The sequence below is a fragment of the Aliidiomarina halalkaliphila genome (assembly GCF_007096385.1).
Lineage (GTDB): Bacteria > Pseudomonadota > Gammaproteobacteria > Enterobacterales > Alteromonadaceae > Aliidiomarina > Aliidiomarina halalkaliphila.
Map to the genome: position 1 here is coordinate 24,127 of NZ_VJWL01000004.1, position 26,786 is coordinate 50,912.

Annotated in this window: 17 protein-coding genes; 3 read left to right on the plus strand and 14 right to left on the minus strand. The window is 48.8% G+C overall.

Features of this window, described 5'->3' with window-relative positions; all coding sequences use genetic code 11:
* Positions 1-21: 21 nt before the first annotated feature.
* Positions 22-1,758, minus strand: a complete 1,737-nt coding sequence (gene aceK, locus FM042_RS10335) for a bifunctional isocitrate dehydrogenase kinase/phosphatase (RefSeq protein WP_408608862.1) — start codon at positions 1,756-1,758, stop codon at positions 22-24.
* A gap of 157 nt (positions 1,759-1,915) precedes the next feature.
* Between aceK and FM042_RS10340 the strand changes: the two genes are divergently transcribed.
* Entirely contained in the window at positions 1,916-2,848 is a 933-nt protein-coding gene (locus tag FM042_RS10340) for a LysR family transcriptional regulator (protein ID WP_143236372.1), read from the plus strand.
* Between the two features lie 72 nt (positions 2,849-2,920).
* Here FM042_RS10340 and FM042_RS10345 read toward each other — a convergent pair whose 3' ends face one another.
* The 6 genes from FM042_RS10345 to FM042_RS10370 form a co-directional block, all read right to left on the minus strand.
* Entirely contained in the window at positions 2,921-4,783 is a 1,863-nt protein-coding gene (locus FM042_RS10345; protein WP_143236373.1) for a S8 family serine peptidase, read from the minus strand.
* Between the two features lie 340 nt (positions 4,784-5,123).
* Complete coding sequence (locus FM042_RS10350; protein WP_143236374.1) at positions 5,124-8,312, minus strand: amidohydrolase family protein; 3,189 nt, start codon at positions 8,310-8,312, stop codon at positions 5,124-5,126.
* A gap of 144 nt (positions 8,313-8,456) precedes the next feature.
* Positions 8,457-9,821 carry a GntP family permease gene (locus FM042_RS10355; protein WP_143236375.1) on the minus strand — a complete coding sequence of 455 codons (1,365 nt, stop codon included), beginning with the start codon at positions 9,819-9,821 and terminating at the stop codon, positions 8,457-8,459.
* A 39-nt stretch (positions 9,822-9,860) separates the two neighbouring features.
* Positions 9,861-11,171, minus strand: a complete 1,311-nt coding sequence (locus FM042_RS10360; RefSeq protein ID WP_143236376.1) for an MFS transporter — start codon at positions 11,169-11,171, stop codon at positions 9,861-9,863.
* 35 nt (positions 11,172-11,206) lie between these two features.
* Positions 11,207-12,559, minus strand: coding sequence for a hypothetical protein (locus FM042_RS10365; RefSeq protein ID WP_143236377.1), 1,353 nt, complete (start codon positions 12,557-12,559; stop codon positions 11,207-11,209).
* 5 nt (positions 12,560-12,564) lie between these two features.
* Positions 12,565-13,305 carry a VC0807 family protein gene (locus FM042_RS10370; protein ID WP_143236378.1) on the minus strand — a complete coding sequence of 247 codons (741 nt, stop codon included), beginning with the start codon at positions 13,303-13,305 and terminating at the stop codon, positions 12,565-12,567.
* Positions 13,306-13,425: 120 nt separating this feature from the next.
* Here FM042_RS10370 and FM042_RS10375 point away from each other — a divergent pair, with 120 nt between their 5' ends.
* Positions 13,426-14,451 (plus strand): M28 family peptidase, encoded by a 1,026-nt coding sequence (locus tag FM042_RS10375; protein WP_143236379.1) that lies wholly within the window; start codon positions 13,426-13,428, stop codon positions 14,449-14,451.
* A gap of 8 nt (positions 14,452-14,459) precedes the next feature.
* Positions 14,460-15,839, plus strand: a complete 1,380-nt coding sequence (locus tag FM042_RS10380) for a serine hydrolase domain-containing protein (protein WP_143236380.1) — start codon at positions 14,460-14,462, stop codon at positions 15,837-15,839.
* Positions 15,840-16,226: 387 nt separating this feature from the next.
* On the opposite strand, the gene FM042_RS10385 is transcribed toward FM042_RS10380, so the two are convergent.
* The 7 genes from FM042_RS10385 to FM042_RS10415 all read right to left on the minus strand — a co-directional run bounded on the left by FM042_RS10385 (position 16,227) and on the right by FM042_RS10415 (position 26,778).
* Positions 16,227-16,709, minus strand: coding sequence for a hypothetical protein (locus FM042_RS10385; RefSeq protein WP_143236381.1), 483 nt, complete (start codon positions 16,707-16,709; stop codon positions 16,227-16,229).
* A gap of 690 nt (positions 16,710-17,399) precedes the next feature.
* Positions 17,400-17,750 (minus strand): hypothetical protein, encoded by a 351-nt coding sequence (locus FM042_RS10390; protein WP_143236382.1) that lies wholly within the window; start codon positions 17,748-17,750, stop codon positions 17,400-17,402.
* 112 nt (positions 17,751-17,862) lie between these two features.
* Positions 17,863-20,889 carry a type I restriction endonuclease subunit R gene (locus FM042_RS10395; RefSeq protein ID WP_143236383.1) on the minus strand — a complete coding sequence of 1,009 codons (3,027 nt, stop codon included), beginning with the start codon at positions 20,887-20,889 and terminating at the stop codon, positions 17,863-17,865.
* Positions 20,890-21,203: 314 nt separating this feature from the next.
* A complete protein-coding gene (locus FM042_RS10400; protein WP_143236384.1) occupies positions 21,204-22,673 on the minus strand; it encodes an ATP-binding protein in 1,470 nt (489 codons plus the stop codon).
* Positions 22,670-23,080 (minus strand): PDDEXK family nuclease, encoded by a 411-nt coding sequence (locus tag FM042_RS10405; RefSeq protein WP_232366425.1) that lies wholly within the window; start codon positions 23,078-23,080, stop codon positions 22,670-22,672. The genes FM042_RS10400 and FM042_RS10405 overlap by 4 nt, the downstream gene beginning before the upstream one ends.
* Before the next feature lie 9 nt (positions 23,081-23,089).
* Entirely contained in the window at positions 23,090-24,364 is a 1,275-nt protein-coding gene (locus FM042_RS10410; protein ID WP_143236385.1) for a restriction endonuclease subunit S, read from the minus strand.
* Positions 24,364-26,778, minus strand: a complete 2,415-nt coding sequence (locus FM042_RS10415) for a type I restriction-modification system subunit M (RefSeq protein ID WP_143236386.1) — start codon at positions 26,776-26,778, stop codon at positions 24,364-24,366. Before FM042_RS10415 ends, FM042_RS10410 begins: the two co-directional genes overlap by 1 nt.
* Positions 26,779-26,786: the final 8 nt, after the last annotated feature.

The window sequence follows — 26,786 nt, forward strand, 5'->3', positions numbered from 1 at the left end:
TCCTCGCTCCTTTGCCCGATATCACTTGGTATCGGGCTTTTTTTCGTAGTGAAAACGAATGTGCTGCGGATAAGGGAATACATCGGCAATCACGCCCTCGGCTACCGCCTGCTGTTGCTGCGACCAATACGAGGCTTCGATAAGCTCAGGGTGTAACTCAATAAACAACTCGCGCAGGGCTTTATTGGGAAACACAAAAGTGGCCACTTGCTCAGGAAATACATCGTTAGGCGCCACCGAATGGGAGGTATCTGCGGCTAAGCTGTCTTCGTAGGTTTCCGGCTTGGGCAGTTCGCGAAAATTCACTTCGTGCAAATATTGCACTTCGTCGTAGTCATAAAACACCACGCGTTTGCCCCGGGTTACCCCAAAGTTTTTCAGCAACATATCGCCGGGGAAAATATTCGCCGCAATCATTTCTTTGAGGGCCAAGCCATAGTCGGCGATGATCTCTCGAGTCTCGTCGGCACTGGCGTATTCCATATAGAGGTTAAGCGGAATCATCCGTTTTTCGATATAACAATGACGCAAAATCACCAAATCATCTTCCACTTTGATCGAAAGGGACGCGGTGCTTTGCAATTCTTCTAACAGCTCTTCGGAGAAACGCTCCCGCGGCAAAGCCACGTCGGAATACTCGATGGTATCGGCCATGCGCCCTACCCGGTCATGGCGTTTTACCAACTGGTAACGGGCCAATACCGTATCGCGTCCAAAGGGCTTGCTCTCAGGAAACTGATCTCGGATTATTTTAAACACATAGGGAAACGACGGCAGGGTAAATACCATCATCACCAGCCCGCGAATCCCTGGCGCGGCCACGAGTTTGTCGTCGGAGCTGGCTAAATGTCCGAGCAATTCTCGATAAAACTCGGTTTTGCCCTGTTTGTGAAAGCCTATTGCAGAATACAACTCGGCCAGAGTTTTCCGCGGCATCAGGCCCTTGAGAAAACGCACCAGTGCCGATGGCGCCCGAGTTTTCACCATAAAGTAAGCACGGGCGAAGCTAAAGATAATCACCATTTGGTCTACATCGGTGATCAAGGCATCCAAATACAGCTGGCCTTGCCGGTTAATCAGCACCGGAACAATAAACGGATATTGGTGCTGTTCGGTTACAATTCGGCCCACGATATAGGCGGCTTTGTTGCGATAGAACGGGCTGCGCAACACATCTACCCGCATTTGGTGGGCCGAAAGCGCTCGCACTTGGGCTTGCTTGGCAAACGCCCGCATCAATGCATGCACATCCCGTTCTAAATCCGCAAAAGGCGCGCCGAGGTTCATATCCTCGAGAATGTTGCGCAAGGTGGCTTTTACGCCGTCGGCCACGGGAAAGTAACTTTGGTATTCAGTTTCCACCGAGAGTGGAATGCGCCGAGCGAGGGTCGATTCCACAAAAATAAAGCGATTATGAAAGTAGCGGCGATGGAAGAGTTTGCAGAACACCGAATTAAAAAAGGTTTCTGCGAGCTCCGCTTGCGGATGAAATTGCAGCAGGGCTTCATAAAAAGTGCGCACATGTTGCCACAAGGCACTATCGGGAATATCGGTTTGTAGTTGCTCACGCAATGTTTCTACGCACTCGTTTACGCGTGCGTCGTAAAACGAAATGCGGGCACGGGCAGCATACTGAATCGCCACCCAATCCCGCTCAACAAAGCGGTCTCGCGCTTCTTCGGTGATCCCTTGAAAGCCACGATAGTGGGCGTGAAAGCCTTGCAAAATAAGTCGTGCTATTTGTTTTCCATGCACCATAGGTACTGCAACCACCGCTTTTTTCTTGTTATTAGGCACTGAATTTCACAATACCACCCAGTGAATATGACGGGAAATTTTGGGAAAGCATTGCAGAACCTCACACCCTCTTTATAATTCATGGTACTTATTCTTTAGCGCAGAGACAATTCACTCCATGAATCATTTTCGTCATGTCGATCTGAACTTGCTGATTTATTTAGACGCATTGCTGCGAGAGCGCAACGTCACCCGCGCCGCAGAGCAGCTCAATATTACCCAGCCCGCCATGAGTAATGGCCTAAAACGCCTGCGCAACTTATTAAACGATCCTATTTTAGTACGCACCTCGGAAGGCATGATGCCCACTGAACGCGCGCTAGCCATGCAATCGCAAGTGCGCGAAATTCTCTACTCGGTAGAAGAAGTGATTCAGCCCTCACGCACCTTTGAAACCGCGAGCAGCGATCGGGTGTTCCGCATTATGGTGTCGGATTACGCGGCGTCTACCTTAATGGCCCCCCTGTTGCAGGCATTACGGGAGCAAGCACCGAATATCACCATCGATTTGATGACCCCAAGTGATGTGAGCTTTCACGATGTGGAAAACGGCAAAGTGGATATCGCCATTAACCGCTTCGACGATCTGCCGCAAAGCTTTCACCAGAAAAAACTCTGGGACGATGATTTCAGTTGCTTGATTCATCATGAGCATCCGATTCTAAAAGATTACACGCTGGAGAAGTACTTAGAGGCTCGCCATTGTTGGGTGAGTAAAACCGGTTTCGGCGTAGGGATTGGCATGACACCTGATGCGGTACAAAAACTTGGCTGGGTCGATGAAGCCTTGGCAAAAATCGGGCATCAGCGGCGCATAAAAGTATTTACCCGGAACTACCATGTGGCCATGCACTTGGCCCGCGAGGGACTCATCGCCACCCTTCCCACGCGTGCCGGAAAGCTCTATGAGAGCAGCCCGGATCTGGTGCTACGTGAACCACCGTTCCCGATTCCCAAAATTGATTTGCAGATGATTTGGAGCCCGTTGTTGCAACACGACGAAGGGCACAAATGGTTCCGTCAGCTGATTGCGGATGTGGCTGCTAAGTAACTCTCAACCGCGAGCATCAAACACCCACAAAAAAGGGCCAGCTCCCGCTGGCCCATACGTACACCAATACGATTAGTTCGAGTAGGTGGCTTCTAAACGCACGCCACTGTAGGCTTCATAGGCATGCACGCCGAAATACCAGTTACCCGCAGAAGGGTTCTGGAAGGTACAGACTTCGTCGTTCCCCCAACGATACGGACGGCAGTCCCAATCGTTTAAGGTAGGCTGCGAGCCAAAACGCACATACAAATCGGCATCGCCGGTACCACCAGAAATCCGCACTTCAAGTTGCGTCATGCCGGCAGGAACTTCCATATAGAAACGATTCCAGTCGCCCGTTGCCGCCGATAGGTTATCCACTGCACCGCCACCACTCTGGCCGCCACCTGAACCTAGGGCTAAGCTAACCGCAGCATCGGCATCGATAATCCCCGCACCACAACCGCTGCAGCTTGCTGGGAAGCTACGTACGGTATCCACCATGATTTGCTCGATTTCCGCAGGGGTCGCCGACGGATTCGCTTGACGAATCAAGGCCACGACGCCAGCCACATGAGGGGCTGCCATTGAGGTGCCTTGGCTAAACGAGTAGTTATCCGATGCTGGCGTTGTGCTACCGGTGTTATAGGTCGACAACACGCCTTCCGGATCCCCGGCATAGCTCATAGCGCCACCTGGCGCGGCAAGATCAACCACAGAGCCGTAGTTAGAGTAGTAGGCACGGCCACCATCACGATTGGTTGCAGCCACGGTTACTACGTTGTTACAGCTTGCAGGGGTAAAGTTTGCTGCATTGGTGTTGCTGTTACCCGCCGCTACCACAATCACAGAACCCGCATTACGGGCACTATTAATGGCTGATTGGGTTACGGACTGACAGCTACCGCCGCCACCTAAACTCAGGTTAATCACGTCGGCTGGATTGGCATTGGCAGGCGCTCCAGGAACACTTAAACCAGCGGCCCACAGAATGCCATCGGCGATATCTGCTGTGGTACCGCCACAGCGGCCCAGTACCCGAACAGGCACTACTTTGGCGTCGTAAGCAACACCAGCAACGCCAGTGCCGTTATTAGTCACGGCGGCTACCGTACCGGCGACATGAGTGCCATGCCAGCTCGAGGGTTGATCTTGGGCAGGACTATTAAATCCGCATTGACCCGCAGATACCCAATCCCCGGGATCGCGAGCGTCGGGGTCGCGGCCATCGCCATCGTTAGCAATAAAGGGGTCGCTAATCATGTCGTAGCCCTGCAGGATATTCGCAGCAAGGTCAACGTGTGGGCGATAGCCGGTATCCAGTACCGCAACCACGGCGCCTTGTCCGGTAATGCCTTGACTCCACGCGCCTTCCGCATTCATTCCGCCCACCGGCTCATAATAGTGCCATTGGCTTGAATAGCCCGGATCGTTGGGCGCTGCAGTAATCGTATGCAAACGGTTTTCTTCAACGGTTTCAACACCATCAAGACCGCGCAATTTTTGTAGGGTTTCCCGCACTTCGCCTGGGCTTAATTGCTTATCCAGTTGAAATACATAGTGATGAGGCAAGCCCATCGCCCGTTGAAAACGCATGCTTTGTCCGGCTTTTGCCGATAGCTCTGCGGCCCGCTCTTGCATCAATGCGCCACGCTCACTTGGGTTTCCGCGCACTTTCGATTCAACTTCTGGGTCTCGCTCTGGAGAGAACTGCACGATAAACCCAGTCACCAAACCAGCCTGTTGGCCACGATTGCCTTGCGCTTGCGCTGGCAACTCGCGAATCTGGCGTGCTTGGCCCGGAGGTGCAGGTTTGGCCACATCCGTTTGAATAAGAGGATTTTCTGAAGGTGTTGGCGAGTTATCCGCTTGTAGAGCGAAAGGTACAGCCAACCCGAGTGCGGCAATTACCGCCGCTGTTGTTACGGTTAAACGATTGTTTTTATTTTGTTTCATAATCACTTTCTATTTTTTGATTTTATTGGGGATGCCGGCTGATGCAGCACCCATGAGTACATCAAAAACAACGAAAGTGCGCGCAAAAGTTGCACACTTTCCATACTCAGAGTCCAGAAACAAAAAATGAAAGTAAACACCCGTAGCTCTTCATAGAGTGTTAATAAAATGTTATTTTTTGTAACGAAATAAGCATAGGGGGAATCCCTCAGGGGGAAGAGTAAAGCAAGAGGGGCAGAGTAATTGCGCGGCGTTTATAGCGCGCCAAAAAGCAGCCATAAAAAAGCCCCGAGCAATGCTCAGGGCTTTTGTAAAGGAGGGAAAACCCTCAGAAAATTTACTATTCGAAGTAGAACGGACGACGTTCCCGTGCGTTTCGACCCAGTTCATTCATGGTTTCTGCGTCGAATAAGCGACCGTTTACCATGGTGTAAATCACCCGGTCACTCTGTCGCAAGTTCTCTAACGGATTGCCATCGATAATGGCGATATCCGCAAGCTTACCCACTTCAATAGAGCCAATGGCATGTTCCATGCCCAAGCTCTTCGCGGCATCGTAAGTTGCTGTGCGTAGTGCTTGCAATGGCGTCATACCACCCTGCTCCATCATCCAGATCTCCCAGTGTTGCGCTAAACCTTCGCGCTGACCATGGGCACCGGCAGTAACCATCACGCCTTGCTCTTGCAAATCATTTGCGCCAGCGGCGATATTGAAATGGTTGTAATGATGCGACGGCGCAATTTCACGGCGCATAGAACGTGGGCGCAATACCCGCTCTGGCACATACTGGCTTAAGCGTGGATGATTCCATACATCGGTATGGGCATACCAATAGTTCTCACCCCAGATCCCGCCGTAAGCAACACCCAGTGTTGGTGTATACGCGGTTTCGGTTTGGCTCCAGAATTGCAGCACGTCGTTATACATCACTTCGGTAGGAATCGAGTGCTCGATCACCGAGTGACCATCCGCCACCATGCTCAAGTTATGCTGGAACAATGAACCACCTTCTGGCATCACCAACATTTCCAACTCACGGGCCGCTTGAATGATCTGCTGACGCTGATCCCGACGCGGTTGGTTGTAACTTTTCACCGAGAAGGCACCGACTTTTTTCATCCGTTCTAAGTGGAAACGGGCGTCGTCGAGGCTATCCACATGGGCAGTAAAGCCAGGGCCGTTGGCACCGTACAAAATAGTACCGGTAGAGAAGATCCGCGGACCGACGATTTTACCCGCCTTTTGCAACTCGCTCGCCGTGAAGATCTGACGGGTATTGTTGGACGGATCATGAATGGTGGTTACACCAAAGGTTAGGCCCGCATACAAGATCCAGTTTTGCTGAGGAATGATTTGGTTTTCACCCTGAGCACCATGGGCATGGGTATCGATCAGTCCCGGAATCATGGTTTTGCCGGTGAAATCGATCACTTCAGCGCCCCGTGGAACCCGAACTTGCGGCTCCTGACCAATGGCAGTAATCCGATTGCCTTCCACCACCACAATGGCGTTCTCGATCACTTCGTCGCCGTTCATGGTCACAACGGTGCCACCCACAAAGGCGATGGTTTGATCCGGAACATACTGCTCACGGCTAAAGCTGATATTGGTACCGTCTTCCACCTTAGTGAAATCAGGCTTACCGCTGATATCAAACATACCGTTAAGGTTCGCCGAATACAGCTCTGGGCCTAAGGTCCAGTACAGGCTGGCACTGTCCGCGGTCCAAGATAGGTTATCACCGGCACGCTGGGACAGTTGCTCAATCGGGAACTGACGATCATTCGGGCCAATGGCAATTGGCTGGCCACGCTCCACAAAAGGCGTAACGAACACACGGAAACGCTCAGCAAAGGCCAAATACTGACCATCCGGTGATACGCGGAACTCAGTGGCATGTTGCGACGTGTACAGGGTGCGTGATTCGCCAGTGTCCACATCAATACTGCGCAGTTCTGGGCCACTGGCACCAAAACCATTCACATACACGCGATCGCTGCGCGAACCAAACTGCGGCTCACTGCCATTGCGTGAAATATGCTTGGGCTCGTCGCTATCCAGAGCAAGGTAATAAATACCTGTGTTCAACCCATGCTTGGGATCGCTTAAGTAGCCACCGCTAATTTTGCGGTACACCACAGCATCGCCGTCTGGCGAGAATACCGGCTCCACAAACTTACCTGGGCCTGTCGGCAACACGCGCTCTTGGCCTGAACGCAAGTTGCGTACAATCACTTGGCCTTGGGTTTGGTCGTTCCAGGTGGTGTACACCAAGTGCTGACCATTGCGTGAGAAGCTTGGGAATAGCTCGAAACGATCTGTGCGCGAAGTAAGACGCTCCGGGGTGCCGTTTGGTAGGCCGCGGGTATACAGATGACCAAGTGCTTCATAGATCACGCGGTCACCGGAAGGCGACACAACAGCGCTGCGCAGCATACGCACATCAAAGGAATCTTCTTCGATATGCTGACGGAAACGCACCGCTTGCTGTACTTCTTTTTCCACGTTGACTTGGAACGGAATGGTCGACGCTTGCTTGGTTTCCGTGTTTACACGATGGATTTTACCTTTCGCATAAAACACGATATCGCGGCTGTCTGCGGTCCAGTTCATGTGTGGATACACCCCATGAATGGCCCAAGTTTCTTGCATATCTCGGGTGAGATCGCCGTACACTTCGGTACGCACACCGGTTTCTAAATCGTATACGTAGAGCTTGCTTTGGAAATCATCACGGCTCACAAACGCAAGGCGCTTACCATCCGGTGAAGGGGTTGGACGAATCGCACCACCCATACCACCGATAATGTTATCAATCTCGCCAGTTTCTAGATCGTAGCGCTTGATGGTGTAGATACCCGACACCGAATCTTTGTTGTAATGAAAGGTGTTTCCAGGGGTATCGTCTTGAGAGAAATACACATAGCGACCATCTGGAGAGAACGCAGGCTCGCCTAAGTCTTTTTGATCGTTAGGACGCGCCGTGAGCATCACCCCTTGGCCACCACGCTTGTGGTACATCCATACTTCACCGGCACCCAGTGAACGGCGTGCAGTAAAATGCTTACGGGCAACCAGATAGTTACCATCTGGCGACCACGCTGGGCTGTTGAGCAAACGGAAGCTTTCATCGGTAACTTGCCAGGCTTCAGAGCCATCGGCAGACATCACCCAAATATTGTCACCGCCACCCTCGTCTGAGGTAAAGGCAATGTACTTGCCATCAGGGCTATAGGTGGGTTGCATGTGCCAGGCAATGCCGCCACGGAGCAATTCGGCGTCGCCGCCGCTCGCGGGCATGCGATAAATGTCGCCGAGCATATCAAAAATAATGTACTGACCATCGGGGCTGATATTCACCGACATCCAAGTACCTTGATCAGTATTCACTTGAACGGTTTTAAACTCGCCCATCGGCTCATTTACCGACCACTTATCATTCGCTGTCGCGGTGGTCGAGAAACAAAGTGCTGCCGCCAAACCTGCGGCGGGCAACCATCGTTTTAGTGTGTGTGTAAGTGTGTGCATGGGTTTTCCTTTTATTTCAATCCTCTCGGTTGTAAACCACAGGTGGATGAATGTCTAGGTTGAAGCGGCAAACCTGTGTCGTGCTGCGATAAAGCACGACACCGCCGTTTTATCCAAGCCCCAGAAAATCTAGGGCGCGATGGGCTAGCCGAAGAACAGCATCGCCAGCGCAACAACCACCAGAGCGGCCATCAAGGGCACCAATACGGTAACCACGAAGATATCCCGGTAGGCTTCTTTGTGGGTTAAGCCCATAAGCGTAAACAAGGCAATCACGGCGCCAGAATGCGGCAACGAATCAAGGCCACCTGCCGCAAGGTTCGCGATCCGGTGGAGTAATTCAGGGGCCACACCCGCCTCGAGATAAGCCGGGGCTAAACTCGACATAAAAATTTGCAACCCGCCGGAAGCGGACGCAGTAATCCCAGAAATCAGGTTAGCGGATAAGAACACCGACACCAGCGGCGGTAACGGAAGTTCAAGCAACCAAGCGGCAAAACCATGGAAGCCGGCGGTTTGAATCACCACCCCACCAAAACCAATCACTGCCGCGGTATTAATGAGCGGCAAGAGTGCATCGTCGGCCCCTTGCCCAGCACTGCGCACAAAGTTTTTGCGTACCGGTGGGAACAACAGATAACAAAAAATCGTACCGCTAAGCAGGGCAAAACTTGCCCAGAGTACCGGTTGGGTTAAGGCAAACTGAATCCACTCCGCTTGCACACCGCTCATCAACAACAAGCGCGGAATAGCGATCATGCCGAGCACCAATACAATCGGCAGAATAGATTTGCGTAGCGACGGTAACGATTGATCCGAGCTAGGCGCCAGCGCCGCCATTTGTTCGTCTTTCGGCGTGGCCTCGTAGCCTTCTCCTTGGGCAGTTGCTAAGCGCCATTGGCGCTCCAGATACCACATACCTAACACCGCCATCAACACACCCGCCACAAGCCCGAGCCAACCGCCGGCAAATAAATCGGTGCCCAAAGAACGGGCGGCGATGACGTTATGAATAGAGGGGGTTCCGGGTAGCGCCGTCATGGTAAAAGTGCCCGCGCCCAAGGCAATGGCCGCAGCATATAAACGACGGGGAATATTGGCTTCGCGCATTAAGGTAACGCCAATCGGATACATGGTGAAAATCACTACAAATACCACCACACCACCGTAGGTGAGCAAAGCGCACACCAGCATGGCAATCAACAGCGCCCGTTTCGCCCCGAGCCGACGGGTAATCCCCATAGCCACCCCTTGGGCCGCATGGCTCGCCGCCATAATGCGCCCAAATAACGCGCCGCATAAGAACAGCAACAAGAAGTTACCGGCAAAGGTGAAGGCACCCGAGGCACCAAAGGGGAAGTAATCGAGGAAGATTTCCTGAAACGCCATACCGTTGGTTAAACCAATCACCAACACCGACAACAGCACGGCGAGTAGGATATTAACGCCACGCAGGGCCAGCACAATCAATAGCGCAAGCCCGAGAATAAGACCAATATGACCTATCATGCCTAGGTTCCTATTATTGTTAGTATGTCAAAACGCGCTTTAGCTTCGGCTCGCCTTCGATAAATCGCGCACCCGCGCCAACAACAAGGCGCCAATCACAAAGAATCCAATCACCAGTAATAACGCATCTTGGCGAGAAAACAAATCCGCTGCGACACCAAATGTCGCAGCAAGCAACATGGCCAAACGGTTAAACACGCCCCACAAGCCAAAGGCACTGCCGTCGCGCTCCGGTGAGGCGAGCAAGCCCACCAAGGAACGGCTCGATGCCTGAATAGAGCCAATACCGCAGCCTGCCAACAAAGCAATAATTAAGAAGATATCCCGCGTGCCCCAGCCGCTCCAGGCCGCCAGATCGTGAATGGTATACATACCAAAAATGGCCAAGAGCCAAATGCCAATCACCGCGAACAGCACTTTGCGCGCTCCCACAAAGCGCTCCAAAATACCGAAACCAATAGCGCCAAAGAGCGCACTAAATTGGGTGGCTAAAAACACCGCGACGAGATCTTGTTGGGTCATCCCTAACTCACCGGTCGTATAGATCCCGATAAATTTAATTACCGTTTGCACACCGGCCATATAAAAGAGAAAGGCCCAAAAGAATTTAAACAGCATAGGTTGTGTATTGCGCTGCTTAATGAAGTTCAAGCTCACATACCAAGGCTCTCGCGCTACGGGCTTTAAGCGCCGCGGGCGATTTTTCAATAACAGAAACGTCGGGATAGCGACCAGTACAAAGTAAATCGAAATCGCCACCATCGCCCATTGATGCTGACTAATATAAGCCTCAGTTTGGGTGTCAGGATCAGCGCGAATAATAATCACCGATACCATCACCATACTCACAAAGCCGCCAAGGTAGCCCAAGCCCCAACCCAGGCCAGACACAAAACCCATGTTCTTGCGCGTCGCGAGCTCAGGCAGAAACGCCGACATAATGGCTTCGCCCAACATCCACGCGGTGTTGGTGACTAAGATAATGGCAATCCCCCACCAGATATCGCCGGGGTTTACCCAATAGAGCAAGCAGGTAAAGCTGGCACAAATCGCCGTCGACCAACCGAGCAGCTTCTTTTTCGATACCCCTTGGTCGATCCATTGCCCGACAATGGGCGACAACACCATGGCCATCAAAGTTGAGCCGATAATGGCAATTGACCAATAGGCATCTCGCCAAGCGCTATCTTGGGGAACGATATAAGCAACAAAAAACGCAGAATAAACAAAGGAAATAACAATGGTGGTGTAGGCTTGGTTGGCAATGTCGTACATGGCCCAGCCGAAAATTTCGCGCTTCGGAGCATTTTTCTCCAGGCCCCGTTGTGTTTGCTTCGCCTGCTCAGTCATCAGACAAGATCCTTGTTCGCAAAGGTCCAGATAAATTAGGTATCGGCTTCCGTTTCCACGATGCCATTTCGGTTGAGCACAACTTTCCAACGCTGAATATCTTCACGATCACCCCAGCGTTCACGAATCACAATATTTAACACCGAGCGTTTTTCCACGGTTTCTTTTGTGACCTCGTTGCCCTCTTGGCGATAAATCAAATACGAGGTTTGCTCCAGTAAGGGCGCTAACACTTCGAGATCCAAAACAATGGTTTCGCGGGTAGTGGCATAGCCGCTAAGAAAGCGTGAAGTAAGCATTTTCGACCAGCTGCTATAGTGCAATACGATTTCGCCGCGCTGGGGCGCGCCAGCCTTACGGGCTTTTTGAATTTCTTCGGGCAAGTCGGGAATACGTTTATAGTCGATCCACTCCTGAGATTTACCCACGGTTTGCTCGGTGTTGGGATCAACAAATTGATGGCGCCATTTCGCGCGCCCGCGCCGCAGCCAGAGCCATAGCTTTTGGCGTACTTCATCACGAAACACTTCCCGGGCGGCGTACAGCAGCGCCACCAACAAAATAAATACGGCAGTGACATCAAAAAGCACATCGCGGGCACTGAGAATCATCAAGGATACGGCAGTCATCAATACAGCGGCAACGCCCGCTTTGACCAAACGCTCTTCTACTTTTCCCAGCTCCTGACCGATACGACGCAATGTTACCGGGTACTCAATTAAGCGCCGCAACAAGCGCATTTTGTTCGACATCCGGGTGCTGTCTTGATTCACGCGCTCGGAGTTATAACGCAGCTCATCACGATACTTGGATTCACGCCGGGCAATGCGCAACATGAGTTCGCGCATATCTTGCTCGTCGTCTTTAAATTCCATTTCCGCCGCCAAGCGCAAAAACTGCTGCTCAGAAAACCAGCTCAAATAGTTATCAATATTGGTGTAATAACGCCGCAGCCCTTCGTCTTTGGGCGCCGTACGCCGCAGCCGACGCAATATGGTGGCACTGAGTTCCAGCAACTCAGCGAGATCTTCACGCAGGTTTTCTGGGCGCTCACGCAAAAAGCCGGATATTTCCTGCTCCATCGCGGTGACATACTGGTAGGCGTACAAACTCAAGCTCAAGCGGTACTCAGGGCTTTGCCGCTCTTGTTGGCGGGCAATGCGCTGAATTAAGCGGCTGCGTACCAACGGCTCAAGTTGGATCTGGCTGTGATAGGTACGGCTCACATGAAACACCTGATGGTAAAACGCACGTTCCGTAACAATATCCGACGTTAACCCCAGCTCACCGGGCACGAACAGGCAAATATCCAGCTTATGTTCCGGATAATCGCCGAGATCGCGTACTACACGTAAACTAAAGGAATCGTTACTATCAATCGTAACCACGTTTGTTAGGTGTCCTTGTGATCAGAAGATGATGCCGCTGCGCTTTTCTTATCATGCATATAGGCTTCGATGGAGTCACCCGTAAGTGCGTTAATTTGATGGAAAAGATAAAAAATTGCACCAAACATCACAAGCATAGTCGGTAAAACAATCACCGGGAAACTCAGAGCCGTCATACGACCAATTTCATTGTTAAAGGCTTCGGTGCCCGCCGGGCTCACCACAATAGCGCTCGCCAAGATATAATTAAGTACCGCCGAGAGCGCGAAAGCCGCAGCCACGCCATTCCCCGCCATATTCATCACCCGCTTAAAACGGGCCTGATTGCCTTTCTCGGCAAGCTTGCGATAAAGCGCATCCACATCGAGCATTTGTCGATTTAAGAGCAGTTTTTCGACAATGGGAAACTTAGTAAAGCGACTGCCCCACACCACCAAACCAAAGATTGCCGGCACCGCCGCTTCTTTAATCGCGATGTATTTGGGATCCAGTTGCAATAGGCCAATTCCACCGGTGAGCAAAACACTGATAATCCCGAGAACCGAGAAGCCATTAATTTTCTTGCGGCGATTTAAATCCCAAAGCCCATAACCGATAGGAAACGCCAAACCAATGATCAACGCCCATACCGGGCCTAACCGCTCTTCACTGCTCAGTTGCATTAAAATCACAACCGGCAGCAAAATATTAAACATTAAATTAGGCAACAAACCGGGCTGTTTTTGCCCCTCAGGCCTCGCGCTCATAACTGCTCCGCTGCAAACATACTGTAAAAAACTATGGTACGGCATCTCACGGCATTTTGCAGCAAGGAAAGGCTGAGGTAAGATACGGCTTCAATTCGGTTTTACAGGATCGTGAAGCACATGAATACTCCATCGTGGATTCGTCGTTATTGGCCTTTATGGGTCGTCATCATCGTCGCAGTTATTCTTTGGTGGCCCGGTCGTGCCATGTACTTGGATGTACTTACCGAACGTGAAGCCGCCCGGATCGCAGCCATCACTCCGGATCAAGGTGCTGAATCGACCCCTGAGCGCTTAGATATCGAGCGCATGATGGACGATCTCACCTGGTTGGCTGCACCTGAGCGTATGGGACGTTTCCCAGGTTCCGAAGGCGGACTCGCCGCCCGCGAGTTTATCGAAACCCAATTTACCGAATTAGGCTTGTTGCCCGCGGGCAGCGAGGGCTTTTTGCATCCGTTTACCCACGAAGGCGTGGATAACGCCGCCAACGTGCTGGGCATGTTGCCTGGCCGCGATCCAAGCCTGCGCACCATTGTGATTAGTGCCCATTATGATCACTTAGGCGTGAAAAATGGCGATATTTATCATGGCGCCGACGATAATGCGTCGGGCACCGCCGCCCTGCTCGAGTACGCCCGTTACTTTACCGAGAACCAACCGAATCACACCTTGTTATTTGCCGCTCTTGATAGCGAAGAACACGGTTTACTCGGCGCCCATGCGTTATTCAACACCGGACATCTTACGCCCAGCGATATCGCCTTTAACGTAAACGTGGATATGCTTAGCCGGGATACCGACCAGCTCCTCTTTGCCGTGGGTACCTATCATCATCCATGGCTAGTGCCTTTGGTGCGTCGCGTGCAGCAAGAAAACGAAGCGCGCATTGTGATGGCTCACGACCGCCCGAAATGGAAAGCCGGCCATACGGAAGATTGGACCATGAGCTCGGATCACGGCGCATTTCATCGGGTCGGGATTCCTTTTATCTACTTTGGCGTGGCCGATCATCCGGATTATCATTCGCCCCGGGACACCGCCGATAAAGTCGACGTCGAGTTCTATCGCATCACCTCTGAGGCGGCGTTAAGCTTTATTAAGCTGATCGATCAAGTGCTACAAGAAAAGATCGCCACCCATTGATGGGACCTATGAACGTAGCGACGCGCACGAGAACAACATTAAAACGCGCCAGCAGCGCCCTACTCGGCAGTTACAGCACCGGGCTAGTGTTTGCTGCGGCGTTTGGTTTGAGTGTTGCTAGCGGCGTTACCGCGGCCTCTCCGGGGCCTGGGGTATTGCCCAAGCCCCTTTCTGCACTTACGCCACCAGAACCCGTTACCTTACTGCCCGGCTACGCGGATTTCTTTACCCAGCAACTGGCCAACGATAATGTGCCTGGCGGCGTTTATGCCATAGTGCATCGGGATCGCATTGTTGAAATGCACACCTTTGGCGTGCGCTCGCGAGGTAATCCCGAGCCCGTAACCCCAGATACCGTATTTCGTATCGCGTCGGTATCGAAAACCTTTGCTGGCAACATGGCCTCCATGTTGGAAAACCGCGGCTACTTCACCCTCAGTGACTCCGTAAAGCAATACGTACCCACCTTGGACTTTAAAAACACCGACTATTCGCTGCAGCTGCAAGTGGAGCACATACTGGCGCACAGCTCTGGGGTGATTCCCAACGCCTACGATAATCTGATTGAGGCTAATTTAGAGCGCCAACAAATCATTCCGCACTTTAACCGCATTAACCCCATGTGTACGCCGGGGCGCTGCTATGGATACCAAAACGTACTCTTTAGTTTTATCGAAGACGTGGTGGAAGAAACCACCGGCCAGAGCTACGCAGATTGGGTGGCTACCCATATATTTACCCCGTTGGCGATGTCGACCGCCTCCATGGGCTACGAAGGCTTTGTGAATACCGAAGATAAAGCCCTGCCCCATATTCGTGGTCGCAATGGCTGGATTACCCGGCAAGTGGGCCCTCACTACTATCGCTTTTCATCCGCCGCTGGGGTGAACGCCAGCGCCAAAGATTTATCCCAATGGCTGATCGCACAAATGGGCTACAACGCCGACATCATGCCGCCGGAAGTGCTCGCTCAAGTGCGTGAGAAACGCATTCATACCTCGCGAGATTTACGCCGCCGCGCTTGGCAGCCGTATTTAAACAACGCCCATTACGGCCTGGGCTGGCGCATTTATGAGTTTATGAATCACGACATCGTGTATCACGGCGGCTGGGTGCAAGGCTTTCGGGCGGAAATCGCCTACTCGCCAGATTTTGATATCGGCATCGTAATTTTAATGAACGCCGAAAGCAGCGCGATGAACTCACTCTCCCCAGAATTCTGGCGACAAGTGATACCACTAATGCAAGAAGAACAATACGTGCCCTACGCCTTCGCCAACGGCGTGCGCACTTCCTATATCACCCGAGGCGTAAAACGCCGCTCGTTTATGACGGACCAGCTGCCAGAGCCAGCCCCGAATCTGTTGCAGGATTTTTTGGGGCGGTAGGGGGTGTAGGCCATCGCTGTGTACGCTAGCGCACGGCCAGATTGTACTTACTGCAGTAATAGGCGTAGGTTGGTGGCAGAGAGATCTTCTCTCAACTACGCAAGGAACACCGTTATGAGTCTTAAACCCGGCCCAAAACCCATTGCAGATTCAACTGGGAAACATGATCAACGTCGACGTGACAATAAGACTACCCCGGGAAATACTCCCGCATTAAAACCGAGTAAATCCACGAAGAAGTAAGATGGATTTCTTCTGAAGCTGCCTTGGGGTGGCTTTTTTTTTGGGGGGGGGGAGGCAGGTAGTTAACGCCGCGCACAACGGCGCGAGCTTACGAGCGTCCGGCCACCGCTAGCGGTGGCAAATTGGTGCGCCTTGTTAGAAGTTTTAGTGCTCATAGCTCTCCTGCACATCGGGCAACAATATTGAACATGCCCGTAAAATAGATAGAGAGTGCCGCACAAGCATTTCATTCCGGCCTGGCTCGTTCTCTCCAGTTGGTAAATGTTTGCCGCCGTGGAAAAGATTATTTCGAACTATTCTTACCATGAGCAAAAGCTGTTGTAACTGGCGCTGATTCGCATCTTTAGTAAAATCTCGAAATTCGACTCGATGCCTCTCTACAAGTACTTGCTTACGCGGAGGTTTGTTGGTCATATAATTAACGGCTTCTTGCAGGTCCTCAGATGATGATTCGTCGAAAACATCATCAGCTTCGTTAGCAAAACGATCCCACGACGCGGAAACTCTGCCTTCATTTCCGTCCTGAAATCGCGTGACTTTCAATGCGTACTCCATTCTTGAAAAAACTGCAAGAAACTCACACGCAAGTTCTGGAGGCATATGCAGATGTCGAAATGCTTGTTCCATGATTACCTTCTAACATTTTAATACTACGCACGCCGCATATCCCCGATACACCTTGCATGCACAATAATAACTAAACCATGCATGCTCATTAACATCACTTCATGCTCTTGAAGCCCCTATCTTTAAGGGAATCCATCAGCAAAAACACGCACAATCAAGCACGCGACCTAGGAATAGAACGAGCAGATATAGCCACCAGAAACGAACTGAGAAAGGCTCTTCCTTGAGTAAATTGAGGAAACAACGTGAGCGGGCTCTTGGGCAGTGGTTTTTTCACTGCGTTCGCTTCGCCATAATCCGTCGGCGTGCGCTTTTATTAATAATCTAACTTATAAGATTGTTGATGGCGGGACAAGCAAAACCATCACAGCTGCTTCTGTCCACTTCCCTTAATCTTCTTCTCGAACGCTTACATATTATGAAATTACTATATCGCGGTTGAAGTACTTGACTTGCTTCGTATTAATTTTTCAGTAATGGCGCCGTGTTCAGTGGTTATTTCCAAAATGGAAATAACCACTTTTGCTTTCAGCCCCCGTATTCAAGCGCAAGCTTGCGGTCAGGTGTAATTGATTGATAAACGGGACTGGAATCTACTTTATATTGCCCGTATAAGGCCATAAGCAGCTGTATAATTAAACTGTCTCGGATTTTGGGACAGTGGACATGAGCGAACCAACTAAAAACATGTTATCGCTTCATTCTCTCCTTGTGCTCCATAAGTAAATGAGCGCATTTCGACAAGGGTTGTCCCATACCCGATATTCTTAGCTCACCACTAAAGGTAGTCGCTGTAGCTGTCATTATTGCATCAGACTTTTCTAATTCTTTTTGCTTATGGGGTAATGCGTTAAGAAAAGCAGATATTTTTTCAGAATCGTGGCTTTTCAATAGGTTTAAGCATTCCACAACATGACTGTATCCCGTAGTTTGGTCGATGAGCGCTCTACTTTTATTTTTCATGTAGAAGCCATAAAGTCCGCTACTAGCTAATGTTACAATTACGACAGTCACCGATATAGATTTAAGATCAAAATCCATTGAGCATCTCCATTTTCTTAAAACTACAAATAGACTTTTTTGTGCGGGCATGGACCTTGAGCACGTAAAATTGGTTTAAATATTCGTTTAGATTATGCAGTGTGTGGCGAACTCAACTCTCAACCATCCGCTGCATACTCTGTGTCCACGACGCTTTAAACGCCGAGTCATTTGCAAACAACTTATATAGCTCTAGTTCGTCCTTGCGGCGTTGCAACATGATTTCTTTCAGCATTTTTTGGAATGCTAGGTCGCGATTATGGGGGTCAGGGTTATTAGCGTACTTGGACTCAAAATCGGGGTGTTGGCGAATGCTCTCAGCAATATTCACAAACTTTACGCGCTGTTCTTCCGGTGTTGCACTCCAGCCCTGGAACCAACGCTCATTGAATGTGCGGATGATCTCGTCTAGCGGGTCTGTTTCCTTTTCGGCTCCGTGCGCACCGCGTGGATTCGGGTTCTGCGGGTCTACCTCAGCTTCATCATCACTCAGTTTAATCGAGCTATTCAGCTTCACACGCTGTAGCCCGTAAGAACTTAAATCTACGGACTCAAGCAACTCATCAATTGCATCAGCGTCAGGATCTTGAACTTTTAATTTTGGAATTAAGAATTTCAAGAACCAGAACAGCTTCTCCCACGCCACTATTTCGTAGGGCATTATTGAAGCCATCTGACCGTATATTTTAACGAATTGCTTGGCTTTGATTTTGAAATCAACCCTGTCTTCGTGTTCAAGCTCTAACTCTTGATTGAAGCGAGCGGCAGCGACGTCAATAATTGGGCTTAAGCTTTGCGCGTCTTCTTCATTAAAATAACGGGTAACAAAATCCTCAACTTCATACCATTCGTAGACGCCTGCATCGTCCATGCTGTCTTTAAGCTCATGAAGTACGTTAATATCTGTGGCTTGCGTTAATGACGTGGCCGTATAGAACGGCTCGAACGCTGCTTGAATGTCATCAACCGAATTAAAGAAGTCGAGAACAAACAAATCCTCTGTCTTTTTACCCAATTTTGGCGCACTGCGGTTAAGCCGTGATAGTGCCTGAACGCAGAGTACACCAGCGAGCTTTTTATCAACGTACATCGCGCACAGCTTTGGTTGGTCAAAACCAGTCAGGTACTTGTTGGCGACAACAAGCAACCGGTATTCGTCGGTATCAAATTTGTCTTTGGTGTCGGTTTCTGCAAAGCCATTGATATCAGCTTCTGTGTATTCAATGCCGTCGACTTCTTTTGTGTCGGAAAAGGCAACAAGTACTTTAAACGGATTACCTTGCTCTTCGAGTATGCGCTTAATCGCCCGGTAGTAACGAATAGCAGTCTCAATATTCTGCGTCACTACCATGCCTTTGCCTTTACCCCGTAATTTCTTTGCGTTTACGACTTGAGGGATAAAGTGCTCGAGCATAATTTCGGCTTTGGTATCGATCGTTTGCTGGCTCCGCTCGACATAGGCTCTTAGCTTCTTCTGTGCCTTTTTGGTATCGAACTCAGGGTTCTCAGCAATCGATTTCTCAATCTCGTAATAGCTCTTATAGGTTGTGTAATTGCTCAGAACATCGAGAATAAACCCTTCCTCGATAGCCTGCTTCATTGAATAGAGATGGAAAGGCTTAAATGAACCATCTTCTTGGCGTTGGCCAAATTTTTCCAGAGTGGTGTTCTTGGGTGTTGCTGTAAATGCCAGGTACGACGCATTTCCGCGCATTTTACGGGATTTCATTGCTTGCAGAATTTTATCCTGCGCGTCTTCTGCTTCCTCTACGTCCGCCTTACCAATAGCGCGGTTCATATTGTCGTGAGCAGAGCCTGATTGCGAACTATGGGCCTCATCGATAATGACAGCAAAACGCTTATCACTAAGATCGGAAATGCCGTCGATAATGAACGGAAACTTTTGAATCGTTGTTATGATTATTTTTTTGCCGTTCTCTAGCGCTTTCTTCAATTCGGATGACTTGAACGCTGGCGCAATAATGTTCTTAACTTCAGAGAATTCGCGAATATTGTCGCGAAGTTGTTTATCAAGCAAGCGGCGGTCGGTCACTACAATTACTGAATCAAACAGAGGCTTGTCGAGACCTTTACCACCAGCTACTTGTGTAGAGGCAGGGTAGGTTTCTATGAGTTGGTATGCTGCCCACGTAATGGAGTTGGATTTACCCGAACCAGCAGAGTGCTGAATCAAATAAGTTTGGCCAACTCCATGGGTAGCCGCGTGATGTACTAATTTTCGTACCACATCTAGCTGGTGATAGCGCGGGAAAAATAACGTACGCTTTGCCAGCGGATCTTTACTGGAACCATCAAGACGCACAAAGTGCTGAATGATATTCGCGAGACTCTCTTTGCTGAATACTTCCTCCCACAAATAAGCGGTCTTATGTCCCTTAGGATTAGGAGGGTTACCTTGACCAAGGTTATGACCCTTATTAAAGGGTAAGAAGTAGGTGCTTTTCCCTGCCAACTTGGTCGTCATGTAAACTTCATCTGTATCCACAGCCATGTGTACTAAGCAACGGCCAAAGTTCAAAAGTGGCTGGGTTGTATCACGGTCGTTGCGATACTGCTTTTGACCATGGTATCGCGCTGTTTGTCCAGTCCAAGCATTTTTAAGCTCTAACGTAACCAGCGGAATGCCGTTGATGAACAGCACCATATCGATTTCTTGCAAGGGGTTGGCTCGAGAGTAGCGAACTTGACGAGTGCAACTGAAAATATTCTCAGCAAAGTTCTGCTTTACCTTCTCACTGCTGCTGGCTAATGGCGCTGGGTAAAGCAGATGAAAATGGGCATCGTCAACACTTAAGCCTTTTTTGAGCAGGTGTAAAACACCATGCTTCTTAATAAGGCGATCGTAACGCTCAAGCAGCTTACGCTGCCAGTCAGTTCGGTTATTGCGCTTTAGTTTTTCGAGCTCCGGCTCTTGTGTTTTTTCGAGAAACGCCCAAAAGTAGCGCTCATCAATAGCGTACTGGCTGTTGAATTCAGAGGCCTGGCCAATTTTGTAAAACGCACCGATATAGTCAGGCTCAGCAAATCGCACACCTGCACTCAGTTCCTCTAAGCAAGTGCCCGTTAGGCTTTTCTCAATGGCAGCCTCTAGCGCTTGTTCGTTCGTTTTACTAACCATAATATCCCTCTATTTAGCGTCCAACAGCGCTAGCTTCGCGCTTTCTCATGATTATTCAGTAAATATGTTGTAAGCAACATGCTACAGTCAAATAAAAGAATTTACCTAACCTTTTGAAGTCTAAGCACTTTTAGGAAGTGAAAGCCCATTCAGTCAAATGCCAGTCAAACAATTTGAGCATTGAATTTTCAAGATTCATCTAACCTGAGTCAAATAAACAAAAAATAAATACCCTTTAAAATACAATTGCTTATATTCGCAAGCCACCTCGAATGATTCTTTTAGTCAAACACCAGTCAAACAAACTGGGAAAGTTAAGCCCACATAGGAACATAACTCATTGCTTTTTTACCAACAGTCTCATCGTACGGTTTTATTACATTATTTTCTAATGCTTGAGTAAGCAATCGACTGATCATCGATGCGTTCCGCGCTTCGATACCAAATCGCTCTCGAAGAGTAGCGTTGGTCATAGGTTGCCTGCTTAGATAACGAAGCGCGCAATGAAAATAGCAAGCCCGAAGTCGCTCTTCTTTTGTCATATCTTTAAATGCTCTGTATGCAAATAACATAGTCCGAGTGTTCTGTTCGAACGACTCGAATATCGGAGCAGGGAGCTGGTAAAACTCGGTTTCAAAGATTACTTTATCAATCCCACTGCCGCGTTCTTCGCAGAAGCCAATTCGACGCATTAATGAGGCCAATGCTTCATTCCGGCTTCGTGGTGGCGAATCGAGGAACCTTTCCGGTGCCACCAAAGGCGCACCCGGATTAGTTATCTCTAGTCGGGTATCAAAAACTTCAATTAATGGACCTGTGCCAGTAATGCTAAAATCTTGATGTATTAAAGCGTTAGCTACTAATTCCCGAATGGCGAGCTCGGGATATACGGGCACTTCTTTGCGGAGCGCATTCTTTATTTGTTCATTTGCAGGGAGTAACGCTTTCAAATAGTTTATCAGTCCATCAAAGCCGATTGCATAACCTTTTACACCCTCAATTTCTCTGGTGGTTTCTACTCTGTTAGCGCCCTTATACTGCACGATACGAACTGCTTTTCGCTTTAAGCGGTTGAAGTTAGATAAGTCTTTGGCAAAAAGAATAGCGCCAAGGTTAGTGATTACCCACTGACCGGCTTCATTTTTATCGATGATTTGGTCGTTCATAAGTGTGCTAAGAATTCCCTCCCTATTTTCTGGAAGGGGAATGTTCATTAGATCGAAATATGCGGCATAATCTAATAGCTTCAACACGGCGTCCGCAGTTAGATTATCGGCGGCACTTTGCTGCTCAAAAGGAGTGGCATCAAACGCGCGCCACAGTTCTCGTTCCTTCGCAGGGAAGTCACGGAGTTTTTTCTTATACGACCCAACGCGAATGAATTCAGTGCCATCAAACTGAACAGGATCGCGTTTTGCTGCCTCGATCTCGAGTATTACGACGTCGCGGCCTGTGATGGATTCAAATTCAAAAAATCGAAAATGAATTCGGGGTTTTGTTTTTTGCAGCAGCCAACTTTCTAATTCTTGTTGCTTGTGTTTTGTCACTGACGGCTTAAAGGCCGTTCCAGTCACATCATGTGAATCGTTTTCCACGCCCCAGACCACGTACCCAAATTGCTTACCTAGAAGCGCAGCGGAGTTGGCTAGTGCGGAGATGTATTCACCAATCATCAAGGGGTCATCATTGTCCTGCTTAAACTCTACCCACTCGGTTTCTTGCGGAAGAGAGCAGAGTTCTTCTAACAAAGAGCGCAAGTATTCACTGCTTCTGTTCAAGGTCATATACTTAGTCCTCGATTCTGGTGTTTCCTGAGAACATTTATTATCTCAAGTTGGAGCTGCATAACTTGAGCCTCAGCCCAAGCTTCTCCTGTTTGTTCATAACAATCAAACGCACAGTACGAGGCGCATTGAAACGCCTGCCACGCCACATCGCGGCCACTGTCGTCCAGCTTGTTTTCAATAATGACCAAGTTGCCATCTTTATCCAACGCCAGTAAATCTAAACGTTCATGGGTGTCATCAAAGCCATTGAACTCCTTTTGAATAATCAACAACTCTTCACCGAGTGCGGATGGCTCGTGTGCCAACCATTCCTGAAGATGCTTTCGCTCGGAAAAGCCCAACTCACTGAACTTCTTCGTCTTAACTGGACTGATCCTGTTGGTTTGATGATTTACCGTGAACATAATCGCATCCTATTGCTCAAACATTTCTGGGGTGATTTTTATTTTTCCTGTCACGGCGCTGTTGATCAGGGTGGTTTTGTATTCTTTGAGCTTTTCGATCTGCTGATTAAGTAGTTCAATTGAACGATCCGTTTTTTGCATCTGTTCATCAAGCAACTCCACGACGGCATTTTGCTCAATTAGTGGGGGTAAAATGATTTGAATATCACCGAACTTACTCCAGCTTCTAAAATCACTAGTATTCCCTCTAACGCCATTTGAAATTACTTTGTAGACATTCATGATCGCCAGCATTTTAAGGAAATACGCAATATAACTTTTGTTCTGAAATGTGTCGCAGACATGAACTACGGAGGTGCAATCTCCAGTGTGTTCAGACATTGCAATTGCTCCGTGCCAGGCATCCATACCATGCACAAGTAAATCACCTTTATTGACTCCCTGATAATCATGTTGGGTTAGAGATACCAAGCCTTGATTAACATCGCCTAATAGCTTTGAACATCCGTGATTTGAGCAAATGACCGTATTTCCATTTTTATATCGGGGACGATTTAATTTCCTCAATACATGTTTAGCGAGCGAAATCTCCCAATGCGCTGGAATCTCACCAATCCAATCCACACCGGAGTCTTTCATCGGTACATTGGGGTCAAGGCCTTGGGTAACTGCTTTCTGGATGATGATTTGCTTGCGCTCTTGTAGCAGCTTGATTTGCTGCTCTTTAATAGTAATCGCTTCATCGATCTGCGCGGTTTTTTGGTCAAGGAACTTGGCTATTAAAGTTTGCTCTTCCATCGGCGGGCTAAGCAGCAAGCTATTTGCAATGTGATTAAAACTAATAGTTTGCCGCACTCCGGAACCAAGAAGCTTCATGTACGCCACATCATATCGATGGAGTAGATATTTAAAGTACTCTTTAATTATTGGTTCTTTTTCTTTAATTACGATATAACCGGCACTAACAACTACATCGACCTTAGATAAGGCAATTCGCAAACTGATTAAGTCATAATTTAAGTTCAGCGGGTTAATTAAAAACTCACCTGATAGCACTTCTTGATAAGAGGCTTTTGTCGCCTCAAGTACTTTGTCGTCATCCTTAGTGACGACTTCACCGAAACTAATAGCTCCGCAGTTTAAGCTCATGTTTGGTCTATGCTTTTTTTCTCGAAAAAGATGCTTGAGCCGCACTGTCTCCCAGTGATAGGGAATTTCTCCAATCCAATCTTCGCCAGAATCGCTATAGGACTCATACTTAGGGAAGTTTGCTAAAGCTTGCATCACTCACCTCCCTGCACATCTTCAACTTTTACACCCAAAATCTGAGCAATTAAGCCTTCAGCCTTTTGCTCTAAAGTAATGATGTCTTGTGCAACATCTTCGAGTGCGCGTAACGGCTTGTGGCGGTAAAAGTATTTGTTGAAGCTAATTTCGTAGCCAATTTTTACGCTATCGAGGTTTATCCAAGCTTCATCTACATGAGGTTTCACTTCATCAAGGAAGTATTGGTAAATACTTTGCCCCAATGGTACAGATTCGGTATCACGCAAATCACCATTAGTCTCGTAGGTAATGAACTCGTTTGGCTTAGCTGTCGGAAAATAGCCGTAGTGTGACAAATCCTCGGCTCGGCAGTCATAACGCATGAGCAACGCATCGAGTTTATCGCCGCTGAGTTTCTGTACTTTCTTTATGACTTTCTGAGCGTGTTCGTCATACCAACTGACAGCCTTTAAAATAGCGCTCTTTTCCGGCGAAGAAAGCTTTATTCCTAGGGCTTTTAACGCCTTGTCGACAAGCATTTTGAAACGGTTAAAGTCATCGAACTCTTCCTGACCGATGTTCGCCATCAGCTGCTCAGCGGACTTTAGTAAGGCTTTGAGCTTTAACCAGTGTCTCACGTCGAGCAGTTTCGTTTTAGCTTTTGCATTTAAGCTAATTTCATTGTCTTCACACCAGTTTAAGATTTCTTTGTCGATAGACTGTAAAAAACTTTTGTTACCGTCTGGGCCATATCCTGATGTTTCATAAACGCTCTCACCATACTCGGAATACAGGTGCGCCATTACTTCACTTAGTTGCTTGTCAAAGCGAAGCGGTGCAATAGCCTCAGAAGTAAATCTGGCTTTGCGTCGATCTGGCCGTTCAATGGTTACTTTGTAGTAACCAAAGTCTTGGTTGCTGAATACTTGGCTTGCAATGCCGATTGGATCGTTGTTCTCGTTTAGCTTCCGCTCAATAGCGCTGCAGGCCAGATAGGTGTCTGTAATTTCAGTGATGTGCTCTGGTGCGAATTCGCAATTTTTATTACCAAGGTTCTTGCGCAGCTTACGATAGAGTAAGCTGGCATCAATCAACTGCACTTTACCTTTTCGGTTTTCTGGTTTGTTATTGTTCAGCACCCAAATATAGGTGGTAATACCGGTGTTGTAGAACAGGTTATTCGGCAACTGAACAATTGCTTCCAGCATATCGTTCTCAATAATGAAGCGGCGTATATTACTCTCACCACCGCCGGCATCGCCAGTAAACAATGAAGAACCGTTGTGAACGGATGCAATGCGGCTACCCAATGGACTTTCCGATGGGTTTTTCATTTTGCTGACCATTTCCATCAGAAACAGCAATTGGCCGTCACTAGAGCGCGGGGTTGCGTCTACTTCCTCCCGGTTACCCCAGTAATCGGTGAGGGTTACTTTAAACCGTGGGTCGATAACATCGCCCCCGTCTTTAATATGCTTTTGTTCAGACGCCCAGCTTTTGCCATACGGTGGGTTAGAGAGCATGAAATCAAATCGTGAAGACGCGAACTCGTCGCTAGATAATGTTGAACCCACCCGAATGTTCTCGGGGTCGTTGCCTTTAATCATCATGTCCGATTTACAAATCGCATAGGTTTCATCGTTGATTTCTTTACCATAGAGGTAAATATCACGACTTTCGTTCGGGTATTTTTCTTCAATAAAGTTTTGCGACTCAGTGAGCATGCCCCCACTCCCGCAGGCGGGGTCGTACACAGTCATGGTAAGTGGAAGTTGGTCTTTAACCGGATCAAAAACCATGTGCGTCATCAACTCGATTACTTCGCGTGGGGTAAAATGCTCCCCAGCCTCTTCATTGTTTTCTTCGTTGAACTTACGAATCAACTCTTCAAACACATAGCCCATACCGAGGTTAGTGAGGGCTGGCATTTTGTTACCGTCAGGGTCTTCAGCGGCTTCCGGCGTTAAGTTGATGTAAGGCGAAACAAATTTCTCAACTACATCGAGTAAGACTTGCTTTGCCGCCATATGGCGAATTTGCGACTGCAGGTTAAAGCACTCGATGATTTCTTTAACATTGTCACTGAAACCAAGTAAATACTCTTCGAAGTTAGCAAGTAGGATTTGTTGGTTGTTCGTGGCGGTATTGAACAGCGATTTAAGCGTCCATTTAGACGTATTGTAAAACACGTAGCCACTGGCTTCTATTAATGGTGCATCATCCAGCTCCGTTGCGCCCATTTCCTCTTTTTGGAATCTAACTTCTTCTAATACAGCATCTTTATTTGGCTCGAGCAAGGTATCTAAACGGCGCAGTACTACCATGGGTAGAATAACATCGCGGTATTTTCCGCGAACATACACGTCTCGCAAGCAGTCGTCGGCGATACCCCAAATAAATGAAATAAGTTTGTTGTGTACACTGTGATCCATGTTTATTT

What these genes read in the sequence shown, in the direction of transcription:
- aceK (WP_408608862.1), bottom strand. Translation starts at nt 1,758, where the DNA reads ATGGTGCATGGAAAACAAATAGCACGACTTATTTTGCAAGGCTTTCAC.
- FM042_RS10340 (WP_143236372.1), top strand. Translation starts at nt 1,916, where the DNA reads ATGAATCATTTTCGTCATGTCGATCTGAACTTGCTGATTTATTTAGAC.
- FM042_RS10345 (WP_143236373.1), bottom strand. Translation starts at nt 4,783, where the DNA reads ATGAAACAAAATAAAAACAATCGTTTAACCGTAACAACAGCGGCGGTA.
- FM042_RS10350 (WP_143236374.1), bottom strand. Translation starts at nt 8,312, where the DNA reads ATGCACACACTTACACACACACTAAAACGATGGTTGCCCGCCGCAGGT.
- FM042_RS10355 (WP_143236375.1), bottom strand. Translation starts at nt 9,821, where the DNA reads ATGATAGGTCATATTGGTCTTATTCTCGGGCTTGCGCTATTGATTGTG.
- FM042_RS10360 (WP_143236376.1), bottom strand. Translation starts at nt 11,171, where the DNA reads ATGACTGAGCAGGCGAAGCAAACACAACGGGGCCTGGAGAAAAATGCT.
- FM042_RS10370 (WP_143236378.1), bottom strand. Translation starts at nt 13,305, where the DNA reads ATGAGCGCGAGGCCTGAGGGGCAAAAACAGCCCGGTTTGTTGCCTAAT.
- FM042_RS10375 (WP_143236379.1), top strand. Translation starts at nt 13,426, where the DNA reads ATGAATACTCCATCGTGGATTCGTCGTTATTGGCCTTTATGGGTCGTC.
- FM042_RS10380 (WP_143236380.1), top strand. Translation starts at nt 14,460, where the DNA reads ATGAACGTAGCGACGCGCACGAGAACAACATTAAAACGCGCCAGCAGC.
- FM042_RS10385 (WP_143236381.1), bottom strand. Translation starts at nt 16,709, where the DNA reads ATGGAACAAGCATTTCGACATCTGCATATGCCTCCAGAACTTGCGTGT.
- FM042_RS10390 (WP_143236382.1), bottom strand. Translation starts at nt 17,750, where the DNA reads ATGGATTTTGATCTTAAATCTATATCGGTGACTGTCGTAATTGTAACA.
- FM042_RS10395 (WP_143236383.1), bottom strand. Translation starts at nt 20,889, where the DNA reads ATGGTTAGTAAAACGAACGAACAAGCGCTAGAGGCTGCCATTGAGAAA.
- FM042_RS10400 (WP_143236384.1), bottom strand. Translation starts at nt 22,673, where the DNA reads ATGACCTTGAACAGAAGCAGTGAATACTTGCGCTCTTTGTTAGAAGAA.
- FM042_RS10405 (WP_232366425.1), bottom strand. Translation starts at nt 23,080, where the DNA reads ATGTTCACGGTAAATCATCAAACCAACAGGATCAGTCCAGTTAAGACG.
- FM042_RS10410 (WP_143236385.1), bottom strand. Translation starts at nt 24,364, where the DNA reads ATGCAAGCTTTAGCAAACTTCCCTAAGTATGAGTCCTATAGCGATTCT.
- FM042_RS10415 (WP_143236386.1), bottom strand. Translation starts at nt 26,778, where the DNA reads ATGGATCACAGTGTACACAACAAACTTATTTCATTTATTTGGGGTATC.